30 protein-coding genes and 1 pseudogene are annotated in these 26,122 nt (G+C 53.3%); 4 read left to right on the plus strand and 27 right to left on the minus strand.

Features of this window, described 5'->3' with window-relative positions:
* Positions 1-181: 181 nt before the first annotated feature.
* From V5N13_RS16805 to V5N13_RS16880, 16 genes and pseudogenes are all read right to left on the minus strand, one after another.
* Complete coding sequence (locus V5N13_RS16805; RefSeq protein WP_336361760.1) at positions 182-1,048, minus strand: hypothetical protein; 867 nt, start codon at positions 1,046-1,048, stop codon at positions 182-184.
* Positions 1,049-1,158: 110 nt separating this feature from the next.
* A complete protein-coding gene (locus tag V5N13_RS16810) occupies positions 1,159-2,085 on the minus strand; it encodes a DUF955 domain-containing protein (RefSeq protein WP_336361761.1) in 927 nt (308 codons plus the stop codon).
* Positions 2,086-2,172: 87 nt separating this feature from the next.
* Positions 2,173-2,478 (minus strand): hypothetical protein, encoded by a 306-nt coding sequence (locus tag V5N13_RS16815; protein WP_336361784.1) that lies wholly within the window; start codon positions 2,476-2,478, stop codon positions 2,173-2,175.
* A 114-nt stretch (positions 2,479-2,592) separates the two neighbouring features.
* A pseudogene (locus tag V5N13_RS16820) lies at positions 2,593-3,522 on the minus strand (DUF6610 family protein); the annotation flags it as partial.
* Positions 3,523-4,217: 695 nt separating this feature from the next.
* Positions 4,218-5,279 (minus strand): hypothetical protein, encoded by a 1,062-nt coding sequence (locus V5N13_RS16825; protein ID WP_336361762.1) that lies wholly within the window; start codon positions 5,277-5,279, stop codon positions 4,218-4,220.
* 592 nt (positions 5,280-5,871) lie between these two features.
* Positions 5,872-6,711, minus strand: a complete 840-nt coding sequence (locus V5N13_RS16830; RefSeq protein ID WP_336361763.1) for a hypothetical protein — start codon at positions 6,709-6,711, stop codon at positions 5,872-5,874.
* Positions 6,712-7,983: 1,272 nt separating this feature from the next.
* Complete coding sequence (locus V5N13_RS16835; protein WP_336361764.1) at positions 7,984-8,244, minus strand: hypothetical protein; 261 nt, start codon at positions 8,242-8,244, stop codon at positions 7,984-7,986.
* A 68-nt stretch (positions 8,245-8,312) separates the two neighbouring features.
* The gene (locus V5N13_RS16840) at positions 8,313-9,065 is read right to left on the minus strand and encodes a hypothetical protein (RefSeq protein ID WP_336361765.1); all 753 of its coding nucleotides are present in this window, start codon (positions 9,063-9,065) and stop codon (positions 8,313-8,315) included.
* 154 nt (positions 9,066-9,219) lie between these two features.
* On the minus strand, positions 9,220-10,299 hold the full coding sequence (locus V5N13_RS16845) for a twin-arginine translocation signal domain-containing protein (protein WP_336361766.1): 1,080 nt from the start codon (positions 10,297-10,299) through the stop codon (positions 9,220-9,222).
* Positions 10,300-10,720: 421 nt separating this feature from the next.
* Positions 10,721-10,939 carry a hypothetical protein gene (locus tag V5N13_RS16850; protein ID WP_336361767.1) on the minus strand — a complete coding sequence of 73 codons (219 nt, stop codon included), beginning with the start codon at positions 10,937-10,939 and terminating at the stop codon, positions 10,721-10,723.
* Positions 10,940-10,988: 49 nt separating this feature from the next.
* Positions 10,989-11,267 carry a DUF7389 domain-containing protein gene (locus V5N13_RS16855; protein ID WP_336361768.1) on the minus strand — a complete coding sequence of 93 codons (279 nt, stop codon included), beginning with the start codon at positions 11,265-11,267 and terminating at the stop codon, positions 10,989-10,991.
* A 17-nt stretch (positions 11,268-11,284) separates the two neighbouring features.
* The gene (locus tag V5N13_RS16860; protein ID WP_336361769.1) at positions 11,285-11,638 is read right to left on the minus strand and encodes a DUF6166 domain-containing protein; all 354 of its coding nucleotides are present in this window, start codon (positions 11,636-11,638) and stop codon (positions 11,285-11,287) included.
* Entirely contained in the window at positions 11,574-12,119 is a 546-nt protein-coding gene (locus V5N13_RS17210; RefSeq protein WP_442905111.1) for an HNH endonuclease, read from the minus strand. The genes V5N13_RS16860 and V5N13_RS17210 overlap by 65 nt, the downstream gene beginning before the upstream one ends.
* Positions 12,120-12,296: 177 nt before the next feature.
* Positions 12,297-12,761, minus strand: a complete 465-nt coding sequence (locus tag V5N13_RS16870) for a hypothetical protein (RefSeq protein WP_276274594.1) — start codon at positions 12,759-12,761, stop codon at positions 12,297-12,299.
* A 172-nt stretch (positions 12,762-12,933) separates the two neighbouring features.
* On the minus strand, positions 12,934-13,329 hold the full coding sequence (locus V5N13_RS16875) for a DUF7567 family protein (protein WP_336361771.1): 396 nt from the start codon (positions 13,327-13,329) through the stop codon (positions 12,934-12,936).
* 75 nt (positions 13,330-13,404) lie between these two features.
* Positions 13,405-13,770 carry a DUF7568 family protein gene (locus tag V5N13_RS16880; protein WP_336361772.1) on the minus strand — a complete coding sequence of 122 codons (366 nt, stop codon included), beginning with the start codon at positions 13,768-13,770 and terminating at the stop codon, positions 13,405-13,407.
* Between the two features lie 222 nt (positions 13,771-13,992).
* Between V5N13_RS16880 and V5N13_RS16885 the strand changes: the two genes are divergently transcribed.
* On the plus strand, positions 13,993-14,397 hold the full coding sequence (locus V5N13_RS16885) for a hypothetical protein (protein ID WP_332900341.1): 405 nt from the start codon (positions 13,993-13,995) through the stop codon (positions 14,395-14,397).
* A 5-nt stretch (positions 14,398-14,402) separates the two neighbouring features.
* Here the strand turns inward: V5N13_RS16885 and V5N13_RS16890 are convergent, their stop codons facing one another.
* From V5N13_RS16890 to V5N13_RS16930, 9 genes are all read right to left on the minus strand, one after another.
* Positions 14,403-15,029 (minus strand): hypothetical protein, encoded by a 627-nt coding sequence (locus V5N13_RS16890; protein ID WP_332900342.1) that lies wholly within the window; start codon positions 15,027-15,029, stop codon positions 14,403-14,405.
* Complete coding sequence (locus V5N13_RS16895) at positions 15,030-15,788, minus strand: hypothetical protein (RefSeq protein WP_332900343.1); 759 nt, start codon at positions 15,786-15,788, stop codon at positions 15,030-15,032.
* A gap of 276 nt (positions 15,789-16,064) precedes the next feature.
* Positions 16,065-16,556, minus strand: coding sequence for a hypothetical protein (locus V5N13_RS16900; RefSeq protein ID WP_336361773.1), 492 nt, complete (start codon positions 16,554-16,556; stop codon positions 16,065-16,067).
* Positions 16,557-16,661: 105 nt separating this feature from the next.
* On the minus strand, positions 16,662-17,102 hold the full coding sequence (locus V5N13_RS16905; protein ID WP_336361774.1) for a hypothetical protein: 441 nt from the start codon (positions 17,100-17,102) through the stop codon (positions 16,662-16,664).
* Positions 17,103-17,257: 155 nt separating this feature from the next.
* Positions 17,258-17,707 (minus strand): VOC family protein, encoded by a 450-nt coding sequence (locus V5N13_RS16910; protein WP_336361775.1) that lies wholly within the window; start codon positions 17,705-17,707, stop codon positions 17,258-17,260.
* Positions 17,708-17,830: 123 nt separating this feature from the next.
* Positions 17,831-18,211 carry a hypothetical protein gene (locus tag V5N13_RS16915; RefSeq protein ID WP_336361776.1) on the minus strand — a complete coding sequence of 127 codons (381 nt, stop codon included), beginning with the start codon at positions 18,209-18,211 and terminating at the stop codon, positions 17,831-17,833.
* Positions 18,212-18,290: 79 nt separating this feature from the next.
* Positions 18,291-19,160 (minus strand): hypothetical protein, encoded by an 870-nt coding sequence (locus V5N13_RS16920; RefSeq protein WP_336361777.1) that lies wholly within the window; start codon positions 19,158-19,160, stop codon positions 18,291-18,293.
* The gene (locus V5N13_RS16925) at positions 19,157-20,107 is read right to left on the minus strand and encodes a MarR family transcriptional regulator (protein WP_336361778.1); all 951 of its coding nucleotides are present in this window, start codon (positions 20,105-20,107) and stop codon (positions 19,157-19,159) included. Before V5N13_RS16925 ends, V5N13_RS16920 begins: the two co-directional genes overlap by 4 nt.
* Before the next feature lie 248 nt (positions 20,108-20,355).
* Positions 20,356-21,279, minus strand: a complete 924-nt coding sequence (locus V5N13_RS16930) for an outer membrane protein assembly factor BamB family protein (RefSeq protein ID WP_336361779.1) — start codon at positions 21,277-21,279, stop codon at positions 20,356-20,358.
* Between the two features lie 36 nt (positions 21,280-21,315).
* On the opposite strand from V5N13_RS16930, the gene V5N13_RS16935 reads away from it, so the two are divergent.
* Positions 21,316-21,534: a hypothetical protein gene (locus tag V5N13_RS16935; protein ID WP_336361780.1), complete on the plus strand. Its 219-nt coding sequence runs from the start codon at positions 21,316-21,318 to the stop codon at positions 21,532-21,534.
* Positions 21,535-21,715: 181 nt separating this feature from the next.
* Here V5N13_RS16935 and V5N13_RS16940 read toward each other — a convergent pair whose 3' ends face one another.
* The gene (locus tag V5N13_RS16940; protein WP_336361781.1) at positions 21,716-21,904 is read right to left on the minus strand and encodes a hypothetical protein; all 189 of its coding nucleotides are present in this window, start codon (positions 21,902-21,904) and stop codon (positions 21,716-21,718) included.
* 315 nt (positions 21,905-22,219) lie between these two features.
* On the opposite strand from V5N13_RS16940, the gene V5N13_RS16945 reads away from it, so the two are divergent.
* Together V5N13_RS16945 and V5N13_RS16950 are read left to right on the plus strand one after the other, a co-directional pair.
* Positions 22,220-23,476 (plus strand): RNA-guided endonuclease InsQ/TnpB family protein, encoded by a 1,257-nt coding sequence (locus V5N13_RS16945; RefSeq protein ID WP_336361782.1) that lies wholly within the window; start codon positions 22,220-22,222, stop codon positions 23,474-23,476.
* A gap of 19 nt (positions 23,477-23,495) precedes the next feature.
* Positions 23,496-23,741 (plus strand): hypothetical protein, encoded by a 246-nt coding sequence (locus V5N13_RS16950; RefSeq protein WP_332900400.1) that lies wholly within the window; start codon positions 23,496-23,498, stop codon positions 23,739-23,741.
* A gap of 893 nt (positions 23,742-24,634) precedes the next feature.
* Here V5N13_RS16950 and V5N13_RS16955 read toward each other — a convergent pair.
* Positions 24,635-25,918 (minus strand): Cdc6/Cdc18 family protein, encoded by a 1,284-nt coding sequence (locus V5N13_RS16955; protein WP_336361783.1) that lies wholly within the window; start codon positions 25,916-25,918, stop codon positions 24,635-24,637.
* Positions 25,919-26,122 lie beyond the last annotated feature (204 nt).

Here is a 26,122-nt window from a genome sequence, read left to right on the forward strand (position 1 = left end):
GGAACTCGTGGCCGGTCGTTTTCCCAAGAGGCGGCATCAGCGAGTTCCACGAGATCGGTAATCCGCTGGTCAAACACGTTCATGCGTGATATTGAGGAGCAGCTGACGCAACGCTAGCTTCCCAGGGCTTTGGTCTAGCCCATTCTTAACATTAAGAATAAGATTAAGTACTGCTGACATCCTACAGTATCGAATTTGGCTTTTGTTCCGATTCTGTGCGAGGGAGGCGTCCGTCTGGTCGGGGAACGTGCCCTGCATCGATTTCGATATCGACGCGGCGCATATGCTTACAGCCCCCCTCAGGTTCGCGTCGCTGCCAGTCGAGACATGTACACGTCTCAGCGGCGACATCGACATCGTAGAAATTCCCGGACTCTGAATGAACCTCGTACACGCCGCCCTTCTTCAAGAGTGAGACGTCCATCTCTTCGTCGCATGCTCGCCGCGTTCGCGGTGCGAGCTCATCGGCTGAAGGTTCTGCCGAAACCGTATCTGTCTCTGGTTTGATGGCGCTTTGGGTGTCTCTAGTTGCCACCCATCCACCGTCCGGGGCGAGATCGGGGTCGTTTGGTTCCACGAGGCGAGCCAGGTGCTCCTCAATCGGGTGATTGTAGTGGAGGAGAAAGTGTGCTTCGCGTCGACCGCGATGATCGTAGGAGCCACACGCTGCAGCTGGCCCCTCCCAGACGCGCCACGCGCCGAGTGCCGTCATCACCTCCAACGCCCGTCGCGGCAACTCGTCCTGGTCTAACTGCTCGTAGAAGATGCGAAACCGAGTACAGTGCTCTTGCGGTTCGATGTCGGTCCACCACTCAACCTCGTCTCTCCAGTGATCGAACATCGCCGCATCGTTCCCATACCCGACCGTGATCCCTGGAACACGTGATTCGCCCGTATGGGTGTCTTCAGCCTCGTTCTCCAGCAGCCGGAGTACCGCGAAACGCAGGTGTTCGTGGAGTGGCTGTTCGGTTCCGTAGCCGACTTGCGGATGGCTCTCGATTGTCTGGCGGGCTTCGTTGAGAACCGTCGTGAGGTACTGTTGAGTCATGGATTCGTTCTATCCCGGTCGACGCACGATCACGCGCGCCGCCACCCTTCCGCGGCGCAATAGAAACTCACGGCGATGTGGAGAGCCGTTCATCGACGCGCTATACTGACCTACCCATCGATCACGTCGATGATCTCCTCTGCGGTGCTGCTAATCCGTCCGAAACGATCTTGGATCGACTCTGGTTCGTCATCCTGCCACGCGGCGAGATAGAACGCTGAGCCGCTCGTTTCAAGGCCGCAATACCGACCAACGATGTACGCGACGGCTTCTGCTTCGACTTCGCGCTTTGCCCGTTCGGCCTCATCGTCGACGTCGAAATGGAGCAGCGCGTGCGCGAACTCGTGAATGAGCGTGACCGCGAGGTCGGCCTGGTTCGTCCGTCCTTTCGCCTCAACGATCGGCGTGAAATCATGGATATCCCGCTGTTTGCAGACCCCCTTTGCGTCGCCGTGCTCCCACTCGTCAGCGTCGACGATGCGAACCGTCACGCCGAGCTCATCCGCTGCTGCTGTGAGTGCTGGTACGAGGTCCTCAGCATCGCCTGTCGCCTCCGTTTCTAGCTCGGGAAGCGGCTCTCCCTCGGTCTGCGAGACATCGAAGACAGCGGCTGGTTTGAATCCCACGAGCCCTTTCGACCACTCCTCGGGTGGCGTCTCGTCGTACTCACAACCGCTGTTCTCGTGGTAGCTGGGCGAATTCTCACACTCTGGACATCGCTTGATGATGATCGGTGCCCAGATCCAGATCGCCTGTTCGCCCTCCTGGACGTGCCGGTCGAACTCATTCCGCCAGGTGTTGAAGCCAGCGACCTTCGTCGCCTCGGGACACTGGAGTTTGATGAGCAGCGTGTTGCGATGGGAGTAATCGTGGAACCGACTCTGGACGTCGAGCCACTCTTGGAACTCATCGCTGGTCTGTGCCGCATCAACGTCGCCAACGAGTTCGTCGATCCATGCTTTAATCGTACTGTGCATCTCGTCTGTTCGTGTGTCGGTCTCCTCGAAGGAGGCCGACGAGTCGCTAGTCGTAGCCATGATGTTCTGAGATTCGCCTTACTGCGATCGCTTCGATTCAGTCCGCGCCGCACCCTTCAGGGCGCGAAAAACAACTCCCCTTGAGAGTTACCGGAGTTCGTATGGTTCGTCCGCGAATCCGACTGTAACGAGATATTCGAGATACGCGTCGAACCGCTCGACGTCGCTCGGCGTGTCTATCGCGAGGTGCCGTGTCCACTCGATGGCCCACCGGAACGCGGGATCGGACCCACCTTTGCCGTGGATGTACCACCACCGAGCTGCTTTGAGAACCACGAGTGGATTCGTCGGCGGCTGTTCACTCGCCAGTCCGCGAGTGATGGATTCGATCTCCGCAGGAACATCACCTGGATCGATTTCCCCGGACTGTGTGTTCGAGATATCGATTGGAATCTCATCGACCGAAACGTCGTTCGCATGCTATCGCTGACTCACTTGATTCACCTCTGGATGAAGACTCTCGATGGAGCCTTCGGCCTCTCAGGGGCTCGAAAAACACTCTCCGAGTCACGCCGGTGGGAAGTGGGTGCCCTGATCACCGGCAATCTCCTCGAGATTGTTCCGATGGCGATGCGAGAAGTAGCAGTCGTAGCTGCAGTATCCACAGACATCTCCCGTATCATATTCGGCAACAAAGGGACCACGAGGGGCTCGCCAGACATTCGCCCCGCATCCAGTACAGGCAGCACCGTCGAGCTCACTCGGTGACGGCCCCTCGTACTCTACATCCAGACCGGCATCTTGCGGTGTCGAATCTGGCCAGACGCCGTGTTGCTGCCAGAACTCTCGGAGTCGACCAAGGCTGTGACGAACGGTCTTCCGAACCGTGACGTGGTCAGCGTCCCGGCCGCTGTCGTCCCATCCGGCAGCTGTCCAGAACTCTCCGAACTGCGCCCCGCGATGCAGACCATTCCAGTCGAGGCCGACGATATCTGCGGGTGGGTCATTCGTGAGCGTCGGTCGGGTCAACTGCTGAATGACGTCAAGCTGTTTCGGCGGGCTCCCCCCGAGGATGTGGACGCGTCGGCCACGCCAGTCGGTCGGCTCGGAGAACTCGTGGGCCAACCGATCAGCGTAGCCCCGGGAGTAGCCGAGCACGATGTCGTCTGGAATCATCTCGATCACCTCCTGGCACTTGGGCACGATGACGAGCTCTGCATCGGTGTAGCTCGCTTGGATTTCGCGAGGGGCAGCGACGTAGTCATCGACATCGTCGGGCTCGTATGCGTCCCCAATAACGCCGACTCGCGGATCGTGTTCGAAAAACCGGTCGACGTATCGAGTCAGGTCGGGATTTCGAAAGTCGTTATCGAGCATCCCGACGGGAATCTCTAACCCCTGAAATTGGGATTGCTGATAACTACAGTCTTCACGATAGCCGGGCAGGAAGCCGAGTGTGAAGGCGTCCAGCGCGAACGGGGCCCGATGCAGGAACGCTTACAAACATCTTGGTGAGATGTCGTGCAACAGACCGTTGAGAAAAATAATACGATTGATTGACAAATTAGAGTAGTCTAGACTACTGATGTGCTTGTATTGCCTTGGAAAATTGGATGAATTTAGTACATTTTGAAATCATCAATGAAACCAACAGATTAGATAATTCCGACACAACATATTTCGATTGTTTCTATCATTATCCCACTCCTTTATTTCGACTACTGAGCAAGGGAAAAGTTGATAGTAAATAAACGAATTTATTTAACGTACAATGAATGGCTCAATTCTAGCCATCCCGATTTTTTTCACGGTGTTAATGGGAATCTCAGTAGGTGTTTGGACGTATCTCGACGCAGATAGCCGCAATGCCGTCTACGCAGAGATTATCGCTGCAATTGTGGCAGTATTTATACCAGCTATTCTGGTGTATCTCTTCTATAGAAATAGAATCGGGCCACGTACTACTGAAATCAAACTCGTTCAAAAAGTCGCTGGTATTCTTGGCGTTGGGAGTATATTCACGGTACTTTTAGCGCAGTCTTTAACTCCCCTAGACCCGTTTTCGGCGGCATACTCTATGCTGTATCTTGCTCCTGTAGGTGTAGTAGTCGGGTATCTCTGGATATATCAAGTCAGCCCACGAATATTTAACACTTCTTCGTAAATTCGCCTCCTTACCATTTCAAGATATACTATACTTCTATTAGTTGGTAATTTAATAGATTGAAATGGCCATTATGAGCGCCACCAGGCATATCCGCCGCAGAAATTGCGGTTTGAGAGGTTCCAATCGCTGCTGCGAGTGAAGATCCCTGCATATAAACATCAAAGGTTGATGGAGGATTAGAGAGGTATATCCCTTTTTCATACTCTTTTACCACATGCCAATAGTCACCGAGGAATGTACTCCTTTTTAACGCATATGTTTGAGCGATTGTCTGGTTGTTTGACTTAATATAGAATTGTAATTCAATCTCTGAGTTGGCTAGTGCGTTCCAAGCCGCGGCATCATATTCTCCTTTGAAATTTATTACCAGAGGGCCATTTGACCATTGATGGCTACTCCATGCCTGAGCGTACCCAGAACCGTACCCAGCTACGGAAGCATCAGCGGCCGTATTTGCGTAGTCATACCCTGCATCGTTATACGCGCCACCCAAGAATGGAATTGATAGGCTCGTTTCGTATGAATCATCAAACCCCCAATACGTGGTAGACTGGGCACTCACGTCACTGGTAACTAAGTCTGTTTCACTAGTTTCCGACCACATAGTGGTTTGAGGTGAGTTAGATTCATCTTGAAATTCAGAAATTGAGTGGGGTAGTCCGATTTCTTCTTTTGCCTTTCTCATACGTTTGTTCAACACTCTCTCAACTTCAGCACAGCCCATCTTGAATAGACGATCATCGATATGAATCTCGATTACAGAGCCGTCGTCACTAACTAGGGATTGAGGGATGATGGTTCCATCGTCGAACTCTTGTTCCTCGACAGATACCAAATCTAGATCTGGATCATACAGTTTAGAAACGTCACCCATCTCCGGCATTTCATCGACGATATGAACGTCACCTCTTCTACTTATTGCTCCATCCTGATCTTGAATTCTGCCGTGTCTGTGAACTAGTTCTTTGCAGTATTTTTCGTAATCCACTAACCCACCATCTTTCGTAGAAGCGGCGTTTGCGGTTCCAAAGAGGGTATTACTGAGTGCAATTCCACCAAGAGACTTTAATGCAGCCCTTCTCTTCATAATGTATATTATCTAACTAATTGTAATAAAAACGAATATAGTGGCAATATTTATCCCTATATTTGCTTGTGGACCCCGATGGAGGAACGCCACGTAGTCAGTTTGCTTTGCAGCGTCAATCTCACGTGCAGTGCTGCTGCTGGGACTGATATCGAGCGACATGAGTAGGGCCCGGAACGGCCACTTCTGGCCGCCCCGCACCCCCTTCCGGGGAATATATAACTGGGTTACTAGAAGATGTTAACCAACACAAGCGGTAGAGATGGGGTGTCTATTGGTTAACAACCTGAACGAAGCCAAAGCTAGACTGCCCTTCACCGATTACTCGCTGGAGGGGTGTCGTCGGCGTACCTACTCCGGATTCGGCACCCAGGGATGGGTCTCCCAGCGTGCGAAGCTGCTCTTCTATAAGCAGAAGTTCTCATACAATCGATTGACGTGCTTCACTGTGGTTGATAAATGGGCCGTGCTGAATACAGCGCGCAAATCGGTCAGTGGGGGTGACTCACCGGTTCCGTCGAAGCTCAGATGCTGTCCTTTTTGATGAAAATACAGTTCTGTAACTCCACCCAGATAGCTGCACACTGAAGAACTAGTCTTTGATGTCGTATGAATAATCGAGGTTCACACGTAGCCAATGGAGTGCAGAAACCACTTTCTTCCCCTGCTCCCCGTGAGGCAGTCCAATTTGATCTGGTGGAGTTGCTGCCTCGGAATCGAGAACTCGCCAGATTGTTCGACGAACTAGCGACTCCTCAGACGACGGTCTCCAATCAAGGTACAGGGCATTTTCCGAGAATTGAACGACAACGTGTTGTAGTCGCTCCAAATCATACCCAACGTAAGCATCTTTTCCAGTGTGCTGGTAGAGAGCGTTCCAATCTAGCTTGTACTCTTTGGCTTCAGTTGTCCACGAGACGAGCCCATCGAATGGCACAACGGCCGATCCTCTCACTTGTTCCAGCGCCTCGTTCAGTTTCTGTATCACCCCGTCGTGTTCTGTGGCGTTTATTTCTCGAGTGTGAGCCTCATGTGGAACTGAGCGATACACCCATGACCGCCCGTTCAGAATCGCAAATTCGGTTAGGTAGAAGGTGCGGTCAACCCATTCATCGGTTTCACCAGTGGAAATTTCCAGTAAGGATTCGACGAGCGCACGGTTTTTTCGAATCGACACTTGATACTCCTGATCAGACCCAATGATGGTTCGCTCCGACTCTGGAACCCGTGTGAATTTGTTTTGGACAGTCTTGAACCGACTGTGCTTTGGGTCAAGACAGAGGTGGACAGTAGTGCCATACTCCAGCAGAATCGCTATGACTTGGTTCTCAACGGTTACCCCTCCGGCTTCGTCCCAGTCTTTAACTCCGGAAAGATTCCGAGTAACGAGCTTGTGTGTCGGGTCATCAGCATTGACTCGGTCAGAGAACATTGTTACTCAATCACCAACCCTGTTGGATGAGATTCGTTGCTGTGGAGGAAGCGGCATAGGAGAACCAAGTCTACTGCGCCGGTGAAAATATAATCTCTGGTAATTCGCACAAATCTGCTAGCATCCCGAAGTTGATCATGACCGATACACTCTCTGAGTCTTGCAGGCGACTTCTGGCAGTGTTTGGTGAGGTTTCTGCGAACGTGCTGAATAGAGAGCGCAAGTCGGTCATTGACCATCAGTTGGAAGTGGACGAAGTACGCCATACCAGAACCGGTAGCAAAGTCTTCCAAGACTATCGCCGAGTGCGAAATCATGGAACGTCGATTTCGATGTCAATGAGCCTAATACCACGCCAACGATAGCTAGCAATAACCCAAGCAATCCACGATGTTTCCAGTTTGATCGAATCCCTCTCACGTCACGGTCACGGGCCCATGAACTGCTGATAGCGTATATTACACCAGCAACAAGCCATTCTCTTCGCAACGGGATTCCTTCTTTCCGTGCTGTCTGTTGCTTACTCACCTCGTGAATCAAGCGAATTAGTTGTCCTACGAAAGCAATTCGTGCATAGGTACGGCGATCAATCATACGTGTATATTCTCTGCCGCATATAAAATATCAATACCACAATAGAAACCACGTCGTCCAGCCCAATTTTTCTGCAACATACATCCTCTATATTCAGCACGCCGATTTCAACAGATAGGAAATCTGCAATGACGAGGAGTATGCAAGACTTCTGCGAATTCCTATAACGCGAACGAGCTGGATTCCTCGGCCGCACTCGTCGCGAAGTGATCGAGAGTCGCTTTCTGAGTCATGCTGACCACTGCTCAACTGTCGTCTGCCTCCGGTCGTGACCGGCGGGCACCTCACACACGAATCGCCATTTTGGCGTCTCACGAATCTGCTTGTCCGGTCGATTCCCTGCTTGGCCTGTCCCCGTCTTTCTCGTACAGTGCCAGCCCTTGGCCCGGAGTGCTTTCACCATCGATCCCTCGAAATCGGCGCGAACGAACGTCAGGAGGAGTCGAATCCCGCGTCGACGTGCTTCACGCCGAAGAACTAATCTATCTACTACCAATCCGACTTTGCGAGAGTGTTCGACGTCTGAAACAGATATTTGTCTGACTTTCTGAAGTATAGGTAATCTTGGCATTTTCACATCCCAGTGCTATAAGAGTGTCAAGAAGGCTCTATTCAGTATCGATTGGGAGCTTAGGTGTTCCAACTGCTCTTTTGCTTCGTTCTCGAATCATCAATAGATTATTGTGGCTTATTAATGAATAGATACCCTAGAGTCCCTACTCCAACAATAAAGAATACTGGCCCCATTCCTACTGTACAGACGCGCACTTCGTCTATTGCGTATGTGATGGTGAATCCTGTAAAGCCGATAATTTCTATCCCCTCCGTTGTAGGCTCATCGACCCCCAAATCATCGCACGTTCTCCAAAAAAATGGAGGGGCAAGTAGAATTAATAGAATTCCTACTACTGCCAACCGCCCCCTCCATTTCTGGTTCATACTCAATTTTTCAGTTCTAATGTAATTAAATCATGGCTTGTGATGTCTTGTTCCAGCGTGTTACCATTTTAATTGATGATCTCCCAAGTTACGGTACATCGCAGAGTTTCCAGGCTTTCGTCACCTCTTACATAGGGCATCTCTATCACAAGGTGGTATTTTCCGATGGGGAACTCAATACTCTGAGAAATTCCTGGCCATTTCTCACGGATCTCGTACCGTTCCGTCATACTCTCACCCCCATCGAGTTTTGTTGTTAGCTCGATATCTGCACTTGAAATTCCTTCTTCACTAATCTCGACATATTCGCTTTCTGTGTATGATTCACTCCAAAGTGGAATATGACGATTATCTGGCGCGTCCGCTGAAAGAACACCGAACGGTGCAGGTGGCCCGCTTTTAATCATGATAGGATCTCCAAGCTGATTTCTCACAGTAAAATCTATTATCGCAGGGTCCTCACCCTCAAAACTCCCCTCTCGAATATCTATATTGAAATTAAGTGCGGAGTCATCACATGACGTCATATCGTAGCTTGATAGTTTGAAGTAACCCTTATATCTATCTCCACATGATTCACACGTCACGTACTCGAAGTTTGCAAGAACCTCTTTAAGTTCTTCAGAAACATTATCCACTTGTAATTCTCCTTGTAAGATCGCTTCAATGATAATCTCCTTCACGTTTCCCGAGAGATTGGCTGTATCGATAACAGATGCACTATTCCCAATCTCATGCTCCTGTGCTTCGACGATAACGACTTGAGATTTAGTTGATTTCGTGATACGAGTTGTCTTCTCTACATTCATCATTGTCGCCATACATGTATTTAATGTCGGCTCATTAGTTGTGCTCTCTGTTTCTTGAGACTCGGTTGTGAATTCTTTGAGGATTCCAGCGCTATCTCAATACGACCCCCACAAAGTATTCTAAAACCAGCTTCAATGGCTGAAGATAGGTAGAGACTTTACTCACCTATGGGTAGAGTTGTGCATCTACGGCGCTAAGGGCCTGGTGGCCCGCTGAACCCACATCGTATATACTACCTAACCACGGATCAACCCATCCACTGTGTACGGCGACTAGATTTCCATTGTTATCCATCCACGGGCCACCTGAGTCTCCACCAGTAGCGTTTCGGCTACCCATGTTCACCTGATGATATACTCTGAGGCCACCTCGCCGGGTTCCGACTGCTTCGTTGTTAGCAGTACAGCTCCCAGCGCCAGAAACGGTACATCCGACGGGACCATTATTGTAGATCTCATCAGCCAATCCGAAGAAGTCCCACGTTCCCGTGGCGTTGGGAACAGAGATGATGCTTCGTGAGAATGCGCTAATGCCACTTTCCAAGATGTATGAAGCGACGTCTTCTCCGGTGTCTTTGGGACTCCATTGATGGAAACTCCCGACAGTTCTACTGCTACCCGCAGGTTGGTACATCTCGGATGCGCCATCCATCACGTGACCGGACCCTACTAATACTTCATCCCCATCTGAATTGTAACAGGCAAGAGTGAGTGTCCCTCCAGCCGATGTCGAACTGTCTCCGTTAACCTTGATTCCACCCTGCATGTAGGTATATTGATTGTTCCGGCTGGAACAGTCATCTCCGGTCTTAGTTTGCTCAGTAGTCATTTCGATGGGGATGTTCGTAACCTTCGCTTTCGCGGCTTGACGAATTTGTGAAATCTCATCCTCGTGATCTTCCTCGACGAACACTTCAATCGCGAGGTCAGTGGCGTCGTTAGAAAGCGGCTTGATTCCGACGCCGTTAATTCCTTCTCGCTGTAGGAACTGGTCTGGGAAGTTTTTCAGTGCCATAATCCTTCGATAACGTTCTTCGGGGATTATCCGAACTCGATTGGGGTTCCCCTTCGTGTCGTACGTGTGAACGATGGGCGTTCCTTCTGGTTCTTTTCCATAGACTTCAGTAATTGCTTGCTGCAGTCCAATTACACCTGCTCCGCTTGCCCCTAGGAATTTGAGGAAGTGTCGACGTGACAGTTGGCTCAAATGGACCGGTTCTCCAATCTCCAGACGTTCCTTCGTCATACCTCAGAAAATATGATTAAGACCTAATAAATATATTCTTACATATAAATATATTGTTTATTTGAAGTTATTGTGTCTAATCCAACTTATATCTAAATTTGATTTTTAGACCATATATCCAATATTTAATCAATTTCTGGTAATTATTTGTGGGAGTTTTAATATAGTTAATGGAAAACAAAAATAAAATTTCGTTATTAAATTAAATTATTTAAATATTTATATTTCCGTATGTCACGACTGGTATCAATTCAAGTGTTAGTTGTTGGTGATTCGAGTGAGGTTTCGACGCTCGTCTCTGTGACTTGGACTTGGCCATCAACTCCAAACGCGACCTGTCGCTGGATTTCGATCTCGGCCGGTCGCTAATTTGATTGAGTCTCCACCCATAACAACGCTGACCAACAACCCAATAACAGATTCAGTCTGTTGAGCAGATATCGTCGGCCTGCTGCTTGAACTGGCGAAGAATCCGAACACGCTGCTGATTCGCGTTCTCGTAGGCGACACACGCTCGCAGCGTCTCCATATCGTGAATCGTCACGATTCCCGCGTTGATGAGTCGCGAGTTTGGCGGTTCGAGTCGCTGTGCCGGCGACAGTTCGTTCGACTCTCGTTTTTGCTCTCCTGTGTCGCTCACTGATGATCGCCTCCGCTCCTATAGAGGCGAAATAGACCGCACCTGCCCGCTACTCGTCGTCTTCCCCCGGTTGGATTTGGCGGGCGTCTTCGGCGAGGTCGTGGATGTACCTCCGAAGCGTCTCCATGTCCTCGCGAGCCTCTTCGAGCGTTTTCGCTTTCACTTTGGCAGTGATCTTGTCCTGATCGCGAGTCCCAGTACCGCGAGTCAGCTTCACGGTGAGGGAGACCCCGACATCGCTTCGCTCGACGTATTCAGTAGGAGTCTGTTGCGCATTGTTCTCGGTCGATTCTACGTTCGTACGGGACCGCTGGGTGTGGTCTGACATAGATTACTCTCTGACTGTTAGTTGACGGACGGTGCGACTGGCTCGTCGACTGTCTCGCGAAGCGCCGCATCTATCTCGTGTCCTGTGAGTCCCCAGCGCTGTTTGGGACCACCACACTCCAATCGGCTCACTACTTCGTCCTTGAACGCCATGTACTCCGCCAGTGCGACGTCCTCGTCGTCGGTGTAATCGAGCAGGAGGGCGAGCGCGAGTTGCGCTGGGCCACTGCCACAGTATCCTGACTCGAACCCACTCGGACTGTGATTGGCGAGTTCAAGGCTTCTCTCTGGTGTCAGCCGTGTTCCTTCAGGCACTCGCGTGACAATCAGCTGTCCTCGGCGTCGTTCGCCGACGTAGGCCTCCGGTGTCATTTGAACCGCCCCCGTTCATCGCGTTCTCGTTGAAGATCCCCTCATTCCTTTTTGAGGGGCGAATATCCGTCCCAAAGCCGTGTCGCTGGGCGTGCTCGCCCCGTGTGAGGAGTTCGAGATTTTCCGGACGGTTGTCAAACCGAATCCCGTTTCCGTGGTGGACGTCTTTCCCGGCGACGGCGTCGAATCCGTGCTCGGCAACCATAACCAGCCGGTGGATGCCGACTGATTTGGTCGATCCACGGTAGTTCGACGCGCAGATCACGTATCCGCGGTCGGTGAAAACAGCTGGGTGAAGACGTCTATTCGTGGCTGCCTCGTACGAACTGCGACGGGGAATGTCGAAGCGTTCCATCCAACTCCAGATGGTCGCTTGCTCACACCCCAACTCGTCGGCGATCTCATTCGTACTCAGATGCTGTTGCCAGTAGAGTTCGTAAAGGAGCGATTCATCTCTCCACGGTGTTTCCGTGTTCGTCATAGTTCAGTTCGCGAGATGCTCGTTTGAGCACCCCCGCACCCCTCTGGGGGTGAAAAACTGCCCAACGAACAGCTATCTGGCTCTGTTGAACTCCCTAATTACTGGTAGGTTGTTGAGGCTGTGCTGTATACAGCGCGCATATCTTGCAGAGCGTAGGTATGGTTCGAATTATGTGGCTCATGCCGATGGGAATCGTTCGTCCTCACTCGCGACCCAGTAATCTTGGTAGTATCCGTACCGAGTCCAGCGGGATGCCCTTGATGGAACACTGTTCCCCCAGATGTTGGGTGTCCAGATGTCGGGCGATTCGATGATGACGTAAGTTGGCAAGCGGTCGGTCGTGATGTTGACCGGTTGTCTGGTCGGATACGGTCCTTCGGAGTGACTCGAAATCGACCCTACGGGCATGCGGTCGATGACCGTCTGGTTCTCGTCATACAGCACCACGGCCACGTCGGTTACATCCCGCCTATTCGTTCCATCGACGAACACGGTACCCGCCATGCGGAACTGCCCGTCAATGCGCTCAATGTCGCCGCTGAACTCAACGCTATTCTCGCTCGCCGACGGGTACGTGCAGCCGGAAATAGCGGTAAGTCCGATGAGGGCGAAGACAGCGAACAGTAGCGGGAGGCGAGTCATCGGATTACACAGTCAGGAGTCTTCGATACTGGCGGCGTATCGGCGTCCCTCCGTGCCCACCTCTCGGCTGCTCTCATAATATCCCTTATTCATCTGATATGATGAATGTAACCTCTCTATTCAGCACGCCATATCTATCAAGATCTGAGGATTTCCACAGAAACCCCTCTCCTCACGCCAAGTGAGACACCTCAGCAGGTTCTTCGATGTTGTCGAACTCACCGCGCTCGACCGGCTCCCAGTCCTCGTCCGGTTTTGGACTCCACCAGTCGATCTCGTAGGCACCCGGTGCGCCGAAGATCTTCACCCGCGCCGACCCATCAGGCAGGTTGCGGCGCAGTTTCTCGTCGACGTGGAGATTCCAGGTCGTGTCGGTATCGAAGCAGGCGAGGACAGCTTCCTCGTAGCCACGAGCCTCTTGCGACTCTTGGAGTTCCACCTGAGTGTTGCAGTCCTGGCAGAACACGCCCTCGAAGGGGATGTGGCTGAACACCTCGTGCCCGCAGACGGGACACCAGAGGAACTCGAACAGTGCTTCGCTGTGACGGTTGATGACGTCCAGACTCATCTGTAGATCGGGCCCGTGTGACTCAGGCCACCCCTTCTGGCCCCAGAAAAACACTCTCGCTGGCGGTTCGGGGTTTCATCGTTCCGCGCCGTAGACGATCTTCGAGCGAGCTTCGTAGCCACAATCGGGACAGTCGAACCAACGCTGGACCTTCGCCCCGTCAGATGCCTTCTCACCGACGAGAACGTCGCCGTTCGGGCACTCAGGGCAGCTCAACTCGGGGAGTGGTCTGTCTCGAAGAGCGTCCCGAAAGACTGTCGCCTGCTTGGTTTCGAAGCCACGTGACCAGACCGGGTAGCCGTCGACAAGGATTGCTGCCCGCCACGTGTACCGGTACGATCCGGGTGCACGATGGAGAACGGCTCGGGCTTCAGTCTCGGTGTTTCGATACGCGAACGACGGCGTTCGACTTTCCCGTGTCCAGTTGGTGATTCGGGGCATCGGTTAGAAGTGGACGTCGGCGGGCACGATCCGGAGAGTTCTGGTAAAGGGAGTACGGCTTTATCTCCGAGTCTCGTTCGTAATTTTTGACATCAGAAATAATAACAACACTACCAGTTCCATCACCTCAACCGAGACACTCTCCCCACTAATACCTGAAAATTACGATATTTGAATAGATGACCAAAAAGTTCATGTTGTGATAAATTCAAAAAATAATATATGGAATTATCCCGTCGCACATTCCTTGGATCTACTGCCGGACTTATTGCAATTAGTTCCGGGTGTGTTTCCCAATTCACTTCCTCTACAAACGACGACGAATACGCTCGATTAATCGTTGTTAACGGAACTGATAAGAGCATTACGGCAAATATCAAAATTACTCCCTCTAAGTCCGGTAATGATGCTCCAATTTTTGAAGAGCAATTGATTATCTCTCCAGAAGAAGATGAACGGTTTGACGGAATTCTTGAAAGAGGTATTGAGTATACGTTTATTGTTGAAACAAATCTTGGATTGAAAGAAACAGATACATTTACGGCCTGCCGGCAAGGTGATAGTGGGTGTTATATCGAAATATTCCTCTCAGAAAATGAGATCAGCATGCGTAAAATATTCTCATAATGTGCTTAGTCTAAACCCCAATAATCCATATAATACCGGATGTCGGTTACTGAACAACTATGGAAATCACCTCGACGGGTTCTATAGTCGCTGGTTCCACCCGAGCAAGTCTCGTTCCCTCGGTTCCCCATAACAGTGTGTTCAGCGACCCCCCAAATTTCATGTCGAGGATGTCGGCCACCGTATAAATGACCTACCTCATGAGTTTCTAAGTCTGCAGAAAGTGTGAATGAGCTATACGCTACACAATCATCTGCATCAATGCTACCTGCAGCAAACCATATACGCGAATCAAATGGCGTTGGTCCACCGCCCGGAGCAAGTCCGGCAGTAGCACCGGGGAAATTACGGGAATCTCTTACGAGTATAGCATCGTACGTGTGCAACTCAGATTGATAATTGGTGTCCATATAATCCACAGCTTGCCTCCTTGCATCACTAATATCAGATGGTGAGTTGAGTACAACTGGAGAGGAATAATCGGACGTGGCGAACATCTGGTATTTTCCTGTGGAATCCTTAATGTAGCTGTTCCAGTTCGTTTCGATATGGGTTGCCACATCCGACAGTTGCCCGCTTGAGTATCCGTCATTTTTATACTCTTGAGTCGGGAGCACGAGTAAATTGGTCATTTATTTACCTCCGTTAACTACTTGAATCCCGTAGACGTTTTGGTCTGGATACTCTGTAATTTCGAGTGACCTGTGTGTCGCGCTTCCAGTGACTGAGGTGGAGACAGATTCGTCGGTGAAGTTCTTCTTCATAATGTCTAATGATTTAATTGAGGTGGGCGTTTTTGGGAATAGCGTTTGAGACGGATGCGCAAGAATGGTTTTCTGACCGTAGTTACGCACATGTGCTTCAACTCCCAAGTCTGTACGAGTAGTTTGAGCACTTTCTCCGGCAGGAATACGCTTAGTGTCGCCGTCCACCGACAGCTCAATGTCGGCTCCAGCATACTTGATTGAAACTGGCGGAGCGTCGATCTCATCTAATTGGGTGTGATAGGCTGGATTTAGTGGGAGGACTGGGAGATTTCGAATAACTTTGTTACGGGAAACAGCCTCGATTCCAGTTGTCGTTTCAAGAACTACATCTGCGTGTTGGAGTTGTTGAGACGCAGAATCGTACGAGGATATCACGAGAGTTTGCGAATCCTCAACATTTCCATGCAGCGGCTGAACTTGCGGAAAATCAGTACATGTTGACAAGAGTCTACCCTGATACGCTTTGTCATCTGCTCGCATCTCTAGTTTAACAAATTCAATATTTTTGATGAGGAGGTTCTCACTTGCCCCCGCCTGAAGTACCAGTGGCAACTTTCCAACTGTGTTACTCCCAATGGCTAGACCCAATCCTGCGAGAACGCTTCGTCTTGTTGTAATGTCCATACAATATAATATTAAAAATTTAAATATATAATAATTTCTATTTTGATGTTTAAAATATTATTTGGTAAGGATGCCTAGGTAGATGACTGTTAGCATAACTAAAACTCGTTTGAAGCATGGGTCTAAGAATAGAAAATAGACCAGTGAATAGGATAATCCCGATATCTATCGGCATCTGTGATGTTGTCTACGAATTACGTACAATTGCTGTCGTTGACAACGGAAGTCACACCTACTCTGAGAAAACGGAGAGGTTACTGCACTCTTATTAATTCGTCAATAATGAACGTCGGCGGGGACGATCCAGAGGTCTTCACTCTCTTCGAGGAGTCGATCCAGCTGTCCACGATGCCGGATGCCGCTCGCATGCTGATCGTACAGGAACACCGACGGCCCGTCGTACGCACCGACTTGGTGGAACGCATGCCGAGAGAGGTTCTCATCGCGCATGATTTCCTCGTCGGAGAGTTCGTTGATGGCTTCCTTTACGCGTTCGAGATTGCGCTCGAACTCTTCTTTCGTCGCTTCCCACCCTTGGTCGAGTAGGTCCTGCCCATCGTCCGAGTCAACGGGGGCTGCGGTCGGTAACTCACCCCATCGAGCCTTGCCCGCAACCGTCGTGTTCTCCTCGTCGAAGGACACATAGTAGTCGAACACGGCGGATGAATGTGGATCCGCTCCCACTAGTCGGTCGAACACCGTCTTCCCAGTGGCCAACGCGTCGTTCTGTGTCGATGCCTCTACCAGTGCGTAAATGACCATGTGCATCGGTTTTCACCTTCGTCTGCCGACGCACGCGACTGCACACTGCCTCGCTACGTGATGCGCCGGCACCCATCGCCGGCGCTCAAAAAATAGTGCTGACGACGCTGGCTAGACGTTCTCGAACTCCGACTGGCAATCCTCCTCCTCGACGGTGATCGTCAGGTCTCCGCTCTCGTAGTCGGCCTCGAACTCAACTGAGAACGTATCCGAGTTGTAGGCGGCGTGGTACGCACGATGTCGCTTGAGCGACCCGGTCGCCTTGAAGTGGAAGAAGGCAGCAGCTGTGTAGGGTTTGCTTGCTGTTTCGATTTGCGCTTCGACTGATGCTGGGAGTGCGATGTGCGGCGTGTCACTGTCGATTCCGGCGGCGAAGGCTCGAGCTTCGTCGACGCTTGCTTGCGAATGTGCTGGTGTCTCACCGGTCAACACATTCACGGGTGTTTCCGTCTCGTCTGTGAATAGTACGTCTTCGAAGGTGTGAGTGCCGAGGATCGCGTCGGGGCTCAGTTCACACTCCTCAAACGGATCGTTCGATGGTTGTTCAGACATTGAATCACGAAGCCCTGAGGGCTCAGTCATTCAGCCCTCGAAAAACAGGATATCTGGCTCTGTTGCTGGTGGTTTGTTGAGGCCGTGCTGCATACACAGCAGTGAGAATCAGACGCCTGGGATTTGTTTGGGTCAGGAAGCGTAGGCCAGCGCCACTATAGGTCCAATTCGTCGAATGCCTGTCCAGGTGGTCGGGGTTTTGCGTTCAGTTCCCACTCCACGTCGTACCTGTCAAGAAAGATCCGGTGGTGAGGAGCGTTCTCCTCTACGTTGCACCCAAGGGTGTTGGCACGTTCAGTAATCGCGTCAAATGCTTCCTCATCAACGGCCAGCGCGATGTGGTCGAGTCGGCCAGTTCCCTGTTGATCTGATGCACCGGCGACCGCGAGATAAAACTCATCGCGCCCAAGGAACGACATATACGGTGTGACTCCCTCTCTAAGAGCTTCGTCCCAAGAGAGGTCGTCTGGAACGGTTCCAGGTTCACCATCGAGCGCTGCCTCGCGGAATAGTAGCTCAAGATCGAACAGTTCTTTGTAGTACGATTCACCGCCTGGAACGTCGTCAACAAGCAGAACGAGGTGATGGACACCGTTGACGTGCATACATTCGGACTGTCGGCAAAGCGTATAGGTCTCTGGTATAGCTCACCTGTCCCGGCTGTCCTATCTTGAAAAATGCTTCAAAATATCCCGATTTCTACATTCCGTAGTGAAATCTGTTTTCAGCTACTCCTCTATCGGATTGAGGGTGCTGAGGTCCGCGTAGAGGACCTCGCCGTCGCGAACCACGTATCGCTTCGCCAGAACCGGGAACCGACACTTCGTGTACCCCGCGGTCTGGATGTCGAGTTCTTCACCGGGCTCGAGATAGTTGGCCAGCTTTCGGAGGAACTCGTGAGTGACGAGACCACCTTCGTAGTCCGGAAGTCCATCCTCACGAGTTTCGTAGATCTCGAAGGCGTCGTAGCCCCAGATGATGAGCTCTCCTTCTTCGTCTACTTCCCAATTCAGGGTCCCGAAGCAATGTGCTTCGCAGAGCTGGCGGACTGCCTGTGCATCGGTTACGGTCGCGCCGGTCGATGTCGTCGTTGCTTGGAGTGTTGCCATTGTTAGTCCTCGAGGGCGCTTTCCTACCCCCGCACCCCCTCGTGGGACGAAAAACAACAACCGCGGTCGGGGTGCCTAGCTACCGGAGTCGAATCGTATCTCCGCCGCGCTCGAGAATCTGCTTTGCAATGAGTCGGTCAATCGCGCCGTCGACGGCACCTTCTTGCTCGTCCGAAAGCGCCCGTACATTCGCGAGGACTCGCTCCCGGATTGCTTCGACGTCACTGATCCCATCGTCAACAGCCCCCAGCACAGTGCATTCGACTTCGAACTCGGTCGCAAACTCTTCGATACGAGCAGTGAACGTGTTTGGAAGTCCCGAGAGTGAGTTCACCGCCATCTCGATCGCGAACAGCGGGTGTGAGCGGTCACGGATCTGCCGTGCTTCAGTCGCGCCGGTGTTGAACGGTCGCTGCTCGTCGATTTCGGTCAGAATCACATCGTAGTCCAACCCCCGCTGGGCGTACGTCCGCATGTCTTCGATGTCGCGTCGACGACCACTCGCTAGGTCACCACCGGAAACCGCTTTGAGCAAGAACATATCTTCATCGGCGAGGACGAATGCCATTGCGCGATTCCCCGTCCAGAACTCCTCCGCTCGGTCGTGCATCCGGTTGGTGATCCACACTTTCCCGACGACTTGCCGTTCGAAGATATCGATCTGGAAGCCGCGCTCCTTGTGGTGCAGCTCGACAGTTTTCCCGACACCCTCAAACGACTCCGTTGGCTCGCTGACGACCGCGAATCCCTGCGACGTGAGTGTCTGGTAGACGTGCTCGAATTCGGATACCACACCCAACGCGAGATCGATATCCTCGGTCTGGTCCTTTAAGCCCCGAACCGTCATCGCAGACCCACCAAGGAGATACACAGTTACAGACTCTGAGAGCCAGTTGTCGAACTCCTCGAGAAACGCTTTGATCGCCTCGCCACCCCTGAATGCAGTCATGATACTTCGTACTGCTCTTTGAGCGCCATGAATTCTGCTTCACTCGGGAGGACGACGGGGGAGTCATCCGACACATCGAACGCTCCCTCAAGTGGTCGATACATCGCAGCTACTGTGGATTCCAACTCGTACCACTGTGCAGTCTCCGTCAGCGTCTCTTGGTCGATGTCCAGCTTCTCGATCAAGAGCATTGCATAACTGACGCGGCGGGAGCCGCTATCGAGGACGAGCGTGTGGCACACCACGTCGGCAGGTGTGAGTTCCTCGTCGGGGGCATACCAGAACGCGGGTTCGCCCGCGAGGAAGAACTGCAGGCCGTACGCTGCAAACCGAGCGAGTCCGGTCAGTTGCCAGTCGGAGGCTGCCTCAAGTGCCTCCGTATCCGCGGCTGTCTGGACGCGGATGAGCGCCCGTTTCGGATCACACCATTCGAGGGTCGCACTCGGCGCGAGTGCCCGGACTCGCGCCCGGTGCTCGTGTCGTACGACAGCACGGGCGAACGCCAGCAGCGGAGAGAGATCTTCACTCAACGCGTACTCCGGGCCGGACGGGGACAGCATCGCCCGATGCTTGAGCGGCGACAGCGCCTTGTGAACGCCCTGGCGTGTAATCTCGAGTCGCGCTGCGATCTCGGACACCCGACGAGGCTCGTCGAGGTACCAGCACACTCGGAGTGTGGCCGGCGAGAGGAGGTCGGCCCACTCGACGTGGTCGAGTTCCGACTGGAGGGTCCGGTACGCTTCGACGACCGGATGGTCCGTGACATGGACCCACCGCTGGTTATTGGGCCCACGACGTTCGGCGAGAAGTCCCGCTTCGAGCAACTCATCGAGGACGTCGTAGAGGTGTACCTGCGAATACTCGATTTCTGTCGCCAGCTCGGCTGCTGTCGCTTCCCGGCCAGTACTCAATGCGTCAATGACGGCGAGTCCGGCCTTGGTGAGCATCTATGTCTACTCTAAACCTCATTCGTATAAATACGTTTCTTGATTTAGGTTGACGATTTAGTTATTCGGTGACGAGATCTGCGAGCGCGTGCTCTAGCTCTTTGCTTTCCTCGTTGCTGTCGAAGAGCAACGAAGCGAACGTGGAACGTTTATCCTCTGCACGCGTCGGACTCACCATCTCTCATGTCGTTTCGATTCAGCCAATTCTCGTGTGCGATGCTGATGGACTCACTGTTGCGAGACCCGGTTCAGTTGGCCAGTGCCACTAGTGTCCCGCCGCTCTCTCTGTCGAGGGTGAAGTCCCAAAGGACCGGAACGTAGAGCCGTCCGTCCGCTGCGACCGCGTCGTAGCCGATGTTCCCGGGCTGTTCGCGTCGCCAGCGGACCTCCCCGTTCCGGCGGTCGACGGCGAACGTGTTTGCCGGCTCATCAACTCCCGGCTTCTCAGTAGTGACGATGACAGACCGTTCGGTCACGAGCGGGCGAGTCCGGAGGAAGACGCCCTCTTCGGAGGCAAGGGAGACACGCCAGCGCTCGGTGCCATCCGCGGTGTCGAGCGCCACCAGCGCCCCGTCATCGGTCGGGAGGTAGAGCCGGTCCCCGTCGGTCGAGACGCCGGCTGTCGATCGTACGGGGGCCGTCCAGCGAACCTCCCCGGTCGTGGCCGACAGTGCGTGGAGCTGGTCGCCAGGGATATATGCGTCGCCATCAACCACGGTTGGGGTCTCGAAGTCGGTCTCTCCGGGTGCGTACCGCCACTCCGTCAGCGGGTCCCCAACAGTGCCGGGCTGGATGGCGACGACGCTCCCAAGCACCCGTGTCGTGTAGAGGACGTAGCCGCTGCCAGCAGCGGGGACGGCCGTCGAGAACCGGTCGTCGCCGGTGGTGTAGGTCCAGCCCTCTTGGCCGCGCGTGTCGAGGGCCAGCAGCGTCTCGCCAGTAGAGGCGAATACCCGACCATCGCGGCCGAGGACTGCCTCGTTCACCGATCCGGAAGTTTCCCGACTCCACCGCGGACTCCCGTCGCGGGCGTCGAGCGCGTACACCCCATCTAGGCCGCCGACGTACACAGAGCCACGGTGGACGACCGGGGGACACCCAGATGACCCGCCGCCTCCACCCGGCAGCGTCCGCCGCCAGCGTTCTTCGCCGTCCCCGTCGAGGGCGAGCACCGTGCCAGCTTCGCCCGACTCCGGGGCCGGCCCGGCGTGAACGAACACTCGATCCTCGACCACGGCCGGGGAGGTCAGGCCCCCCTCGAAGCTGACCGACCAGACCGGGTCAGGGTCATCGACCCGGACCTCGGGGGCGAACCCCGCATGGCCGGGCGTGCGTCCGAACTGCGCCCAGCCGCGTTCCTCACCGGGAAGTGGGTCGGTTGTCGTCTCAGTAGTTCGGGGCCAGCCACCGCCGAACCGCTCGGTTGAGCAGCCGGCGAGGGCGGCGCCACCGGCGACCCCGATGGCCGCAAGTAGTCGGCGTCTCGTATGAAGGGACACTGTTACTACTGCTGTAGCCGAGAAAATAATGCTGTCGACAAAGTCAGAGGGTTCCAACAGAACCGATTGAGAGAGAGGCTAAATCGGTGCTGTTCGACCGATCCTTTCCTCAGGATTCGACCTTGGTGTTTGCTTTCTCCGAAGCACCTGGCCGGGTGAGCAGTCCTACTTGTTCCAGAAGCGTGGTGGCCTCAACGATTCGCTCTCGGTCGGGTGAGTCCAGTTGCTCGATGTCGATGCTGTTGAGGTTGCTGAGTGCGCGATGCAGTCGGTATCCTGGTGTGTCTCGTGGGTCCATGATGTACGCCTCCGCCGACTTCTGGCGTTAACGAGACGCAAAGCGTCTCGTTCGCACACCAGAACGCTCTGCGTTCTGGGGACGCAGAAAAACGAAGCAGGTACGCTGATGTCTCCCGCTGAAGCCCTGCACCAGCCTTAACCAACAGACTTCGTGTAGACATCCTATGTTGGTTAAGGTGTTGTTCAACCGATAGCGGTCGTGCGGAGTCCTTCCTCAAGAAGCGACTGAAGGGAGTGAGTAAGGAGGAGAGGAGCGCGTTCAGATCGGTTACAAACGCCAACCAACAAGTAGCTGCTCGTCTACATTGAAACTGTGGCAGACGACTACGTGCGTCGGACGGCAATCACTCGTCTCGAAGTTACTGACGAGCAACGTGATCTCCTCGAAGAGACCATCTCCGAGTGGAAGCGTGGTTGCCAACTCGCCACCGATATGGCGTGGGGAAAGTGCAACGCCAAAAGCGACGTACAGCCCCTCGCCTACGACGACGTGCGCGAATGCACAGACCTCGGTAGTCAGCACGCGATTCTCGCCACCCACCAAGCCGCCCAAGCCATCACCGGTTGCATCGAACGCCGCTCGAAAGGCAAGAAGGCCAGCAAGCCGACTTTCACCGCACCCACGGTGAAGTACGACACCCGGACAATGACGCTGTTTGACGACGATACGGTGTCTCTCTCCACTACGGAGAGCCGAGTCCGGTGTCCACTTGTTCTTCCCGACGCCAACGATGGCTACCAACGGCAGTACCTCGACTCCGACAAATGGAGCGTCACGGAAAGTACACTCACCCCCCGTGACGGCAACTACTTCTTGCACATCGGCTTCCGCCGAGCCAAGAACGACACTGAACGGACCACCGCCGAGGACGGAACGGTTCTCGGGGTTGACCTCGGTATCGAAAACCTCGCCGTCACCAGCACCGCCTTCTTCTTCAACGGGCGGGAGTTGACCCACGACCTCCGCGAGTTCGAGAAAGTACGCGCCGGACTCCAACAGACAGGCACTCGAAGCGCTCACCGAACGCTCGAACAGTCGAGTGGTCGGGAACTTCGCTACGTCCGTGACGTACTGCACCGAGCGTCGAACGCGATAGTGAACGAAGCACTTCGGTACGAATGTAACGTGATCGCGTTCGAGGACTTAACCCATATCCGTGAGCGGACGGGTGCGTCGTGGGGTCACAAATGGGCGTTCCGAACGTTGTACGAACAGGTAGAATATAAAGCCGAAGCTGTCGGTATCTCGGTGAAGCAAGTCGGGTCGGCGTACACGTCGAAGCGGTGCGCCGAGTGTGGCTTCACAGCGAACGAGAATCGCTTGACTCGTGACGATTTCCGGTGTGTGAAGTGCGGGGCCGAAGCGAATGCAGATTACAACGCGGCAAAGAACATCGGGATGCGATACGTCCGTCGAGGCCATCAGTCGTCTCGGCGGACGGGCAACAGTCAGCTTGCCCTGAAGTCTGGAACTGTGACGCCGAGCGGCGGGTTCACCGCCCACCCTGATGGGTTCGAGGCCGAGTTCATGGACAAGCCCCACCCTCCACGAGCGACCCCGTCAAGGTGAGCGAAGTAGGGTGGGGTAGTTGACGCACCTGTACCGCTTCGGCGCGAGAACTCTTGAGCGGAAACACGCGGTCGAAATCGACCTGACTGCATACGAGCTGGATATGTACCCGAGCGAGGCGAAGGTCGTCTACGCGGAGCAGCACGAAAACCTCTGGATCGAGTTCGTCGAGGAGGCCGTCGAACGCGCAGGCTATCCGGAGCTGAAGGAAACGCCGGGGCTATCGAAAGCAGAGTTTGCTGAAAAGATTCGGAACCTCGACTAAGCGGCGCTGTTAGTCTTGAAGCGTGGCGACTGTTCGGCCCGTTTCCTCGGCCTCTTCGCTGCGCGACATATTGTACGTCGCGAGCGCTTCGTCAACCGCCTCATCAAGACTCATTGGTCAACCTAATCTTGACCCTTCTAACGTATAAACGCTTGCATGACCAAGAAGAGACGCTAAGGGATCGAAATCAAGCGTTACGGGCATTGAAGTGCAAATTTCACCCACTGTTTGCTCCGAGAGTCACTTCGTGAGATTTGGCAACATGAGCGCTGGACGCCTACTTATACCAGGTTTCCATTAGGCGACGGTCATCCAGAATTCTGGATTTGGAAGGGACACACCTCTATCGATTTGTTGTGATAGAGACCACCAAACCCTAGAGACGCACCCCTATCGACTTGTTATCGATGTCGAGAAAACTAGACCGCTGCAGCACCCTCGCCCCTATCGATTTGTTCTGCATTGATTCTGTCCCTCGAAAATGCCAGAGAGATGGTTATAAAAGGATGGAATTCGAGAAGAGTTTCTAATCACGGTATATTCCATAAAATCCCCCGGTTCCAAACTGCCCACGCGCCACCTTTTCCTGAGAGAACAAATCGATAAAGGCGACTATGGGTACACGAGTGGTCTCGATGAACAAGTCGATAGGGTGAGCCTCTGCATTCAGGTGATTAGAATGAATTCATCAGGATCTACGTTACTATAGCGTTGGTGCGCGCACTCCCTCTGTCACCGATTACAAGGCGATTTGTGCCTCTCCATCCAGTTAACCAACAAAAAGCTGCCTTTCAACAGTTTCGTTGGTTAAATAAGATTGCGCTAATGTCGACCGCCAGAGTTTGATACTCAGAATGATCCTCCAGTGGGGTCCCCACAGCGGTTTTCCTGAGTTACTCTTTGATTCCGCGGACATCGATATTCAGCCATTCGAGGTTGCGATCCTCAAACGCATCCCTCACCTTCTGCGGGTCAACATCATCGCTGAACTGGTGTTCATTCCACTGTCCACCGCCCACGCCTTTGTTGTGATCGATGGTATTCACAAACCCGAACATCACTAGTTTCGAGAGATGATTGAACATCCCGCGTTGAGTGAGCGGATCCTTCCCCGTCGTCGTATTATAGGAACGGACCACACGAGAGTAGGCAGCGTGAATCGTACGTGTCCGAGCTGGCGTAAGGCCAGCTCTATCGAGATGAGCAAGTGCCTTCAGAATGTAGAGCTTCTCGTCGTCCTGGTCAACGATCGATTCGACGATGTTGCCATACTCCAAGTCCTTGTCGGCTTGTCGAATATGACTCTCTTCGATTAGGTCCGAGCCATTTTCTTCAGCGGTCTCCGCAGATCGGCGAAGGAGTCGGATCGCCCGACGAGCACTTCCTGACGCCTCCTGATAGGCGAGCGCTGAACAGAGAGAAATCGTCTCCTCAGTATAGGCATCATCGTAGAGAGCGAGTTTTGCACGTGCGCTGAGGATGTCAGAGAGCTCTGTCGCGTTGTATGCAGGGAATTTGATCTCGGTTTCACACAGGCTGTCTTTCACCTTCGGAGAGAGGTTCTTTCGGAAAGTGTAATCGTTACTGATGCCGATAACGCCAACGCGGACGTTTTCGACATAGCCGATATCGCGAGAGCGTGGGAGTTCGTAGAGGAGTGTATCGTCGTTCCCGATCTTGTCGACTTCGTCTAAAATCACGAGGACGGTTCCCTCGAGGTTGTCGAGCTCCTCGTACATGATGTCATAGACGTCCTGTGGGGCATAGCCAGTCCCCGTGATCCGATTTCCTTTATCTCGGAGTCGATTTACGATCCCCACGGCGACTTGGTACGACGAGGTCTTGTGGTCTCCCGTGGTGAAATTCTCGCAGTTAATCCAAACGACGTTGAGGGTGATCTGTTCGTCTTCGGGAAGTTGTTCGTTCTTCCGCTCGATGTCATGTTCGAGATTTTCTCGAAGGTACTTCGTCGCCGCGGTCTTCCCGACGCCCGTATCGCCGTAGAGAAACGCGTTCTGCGGTGGTCGACCCTTGTAGATTGGCTTGAAAACACTCGTGTACTGCTGGAGGACGTCGTCCCGACAGAGGATTTCATCGGGAGTGTAATCTTCTTCGAGTACGTCGGCGTTCCTGATCAGCTCGACATCATCGGCGAAGATTGAATCGACGTCGTCCATGATAGGAAAGACTGACGTATCCAACGACATTAATCTTTCCCGAGTTTCATGAGTTTCCTGAGTTGCCCGAAAACCCCACCTCTCACACAGCGGTTTTCCTGAGTTACCCACACGAAGGTGGGGGTACCAGAGACGGTTCTACCTCTTACACAGCGGTTTTCCCGAGTTACTCACTAGAGTAGGTAGCGTCCACTTCAAGTCGAA

Origin of the sequence: Haladaptatus sp. ZSTT2 (genome assembly GCF_037081775.1) — an archaeon.
Taxonomy (GTDB): Archaea; Halobacteriota; Halobacteria; order Halobacteriales; family Halococcaceae; genus QDMS2.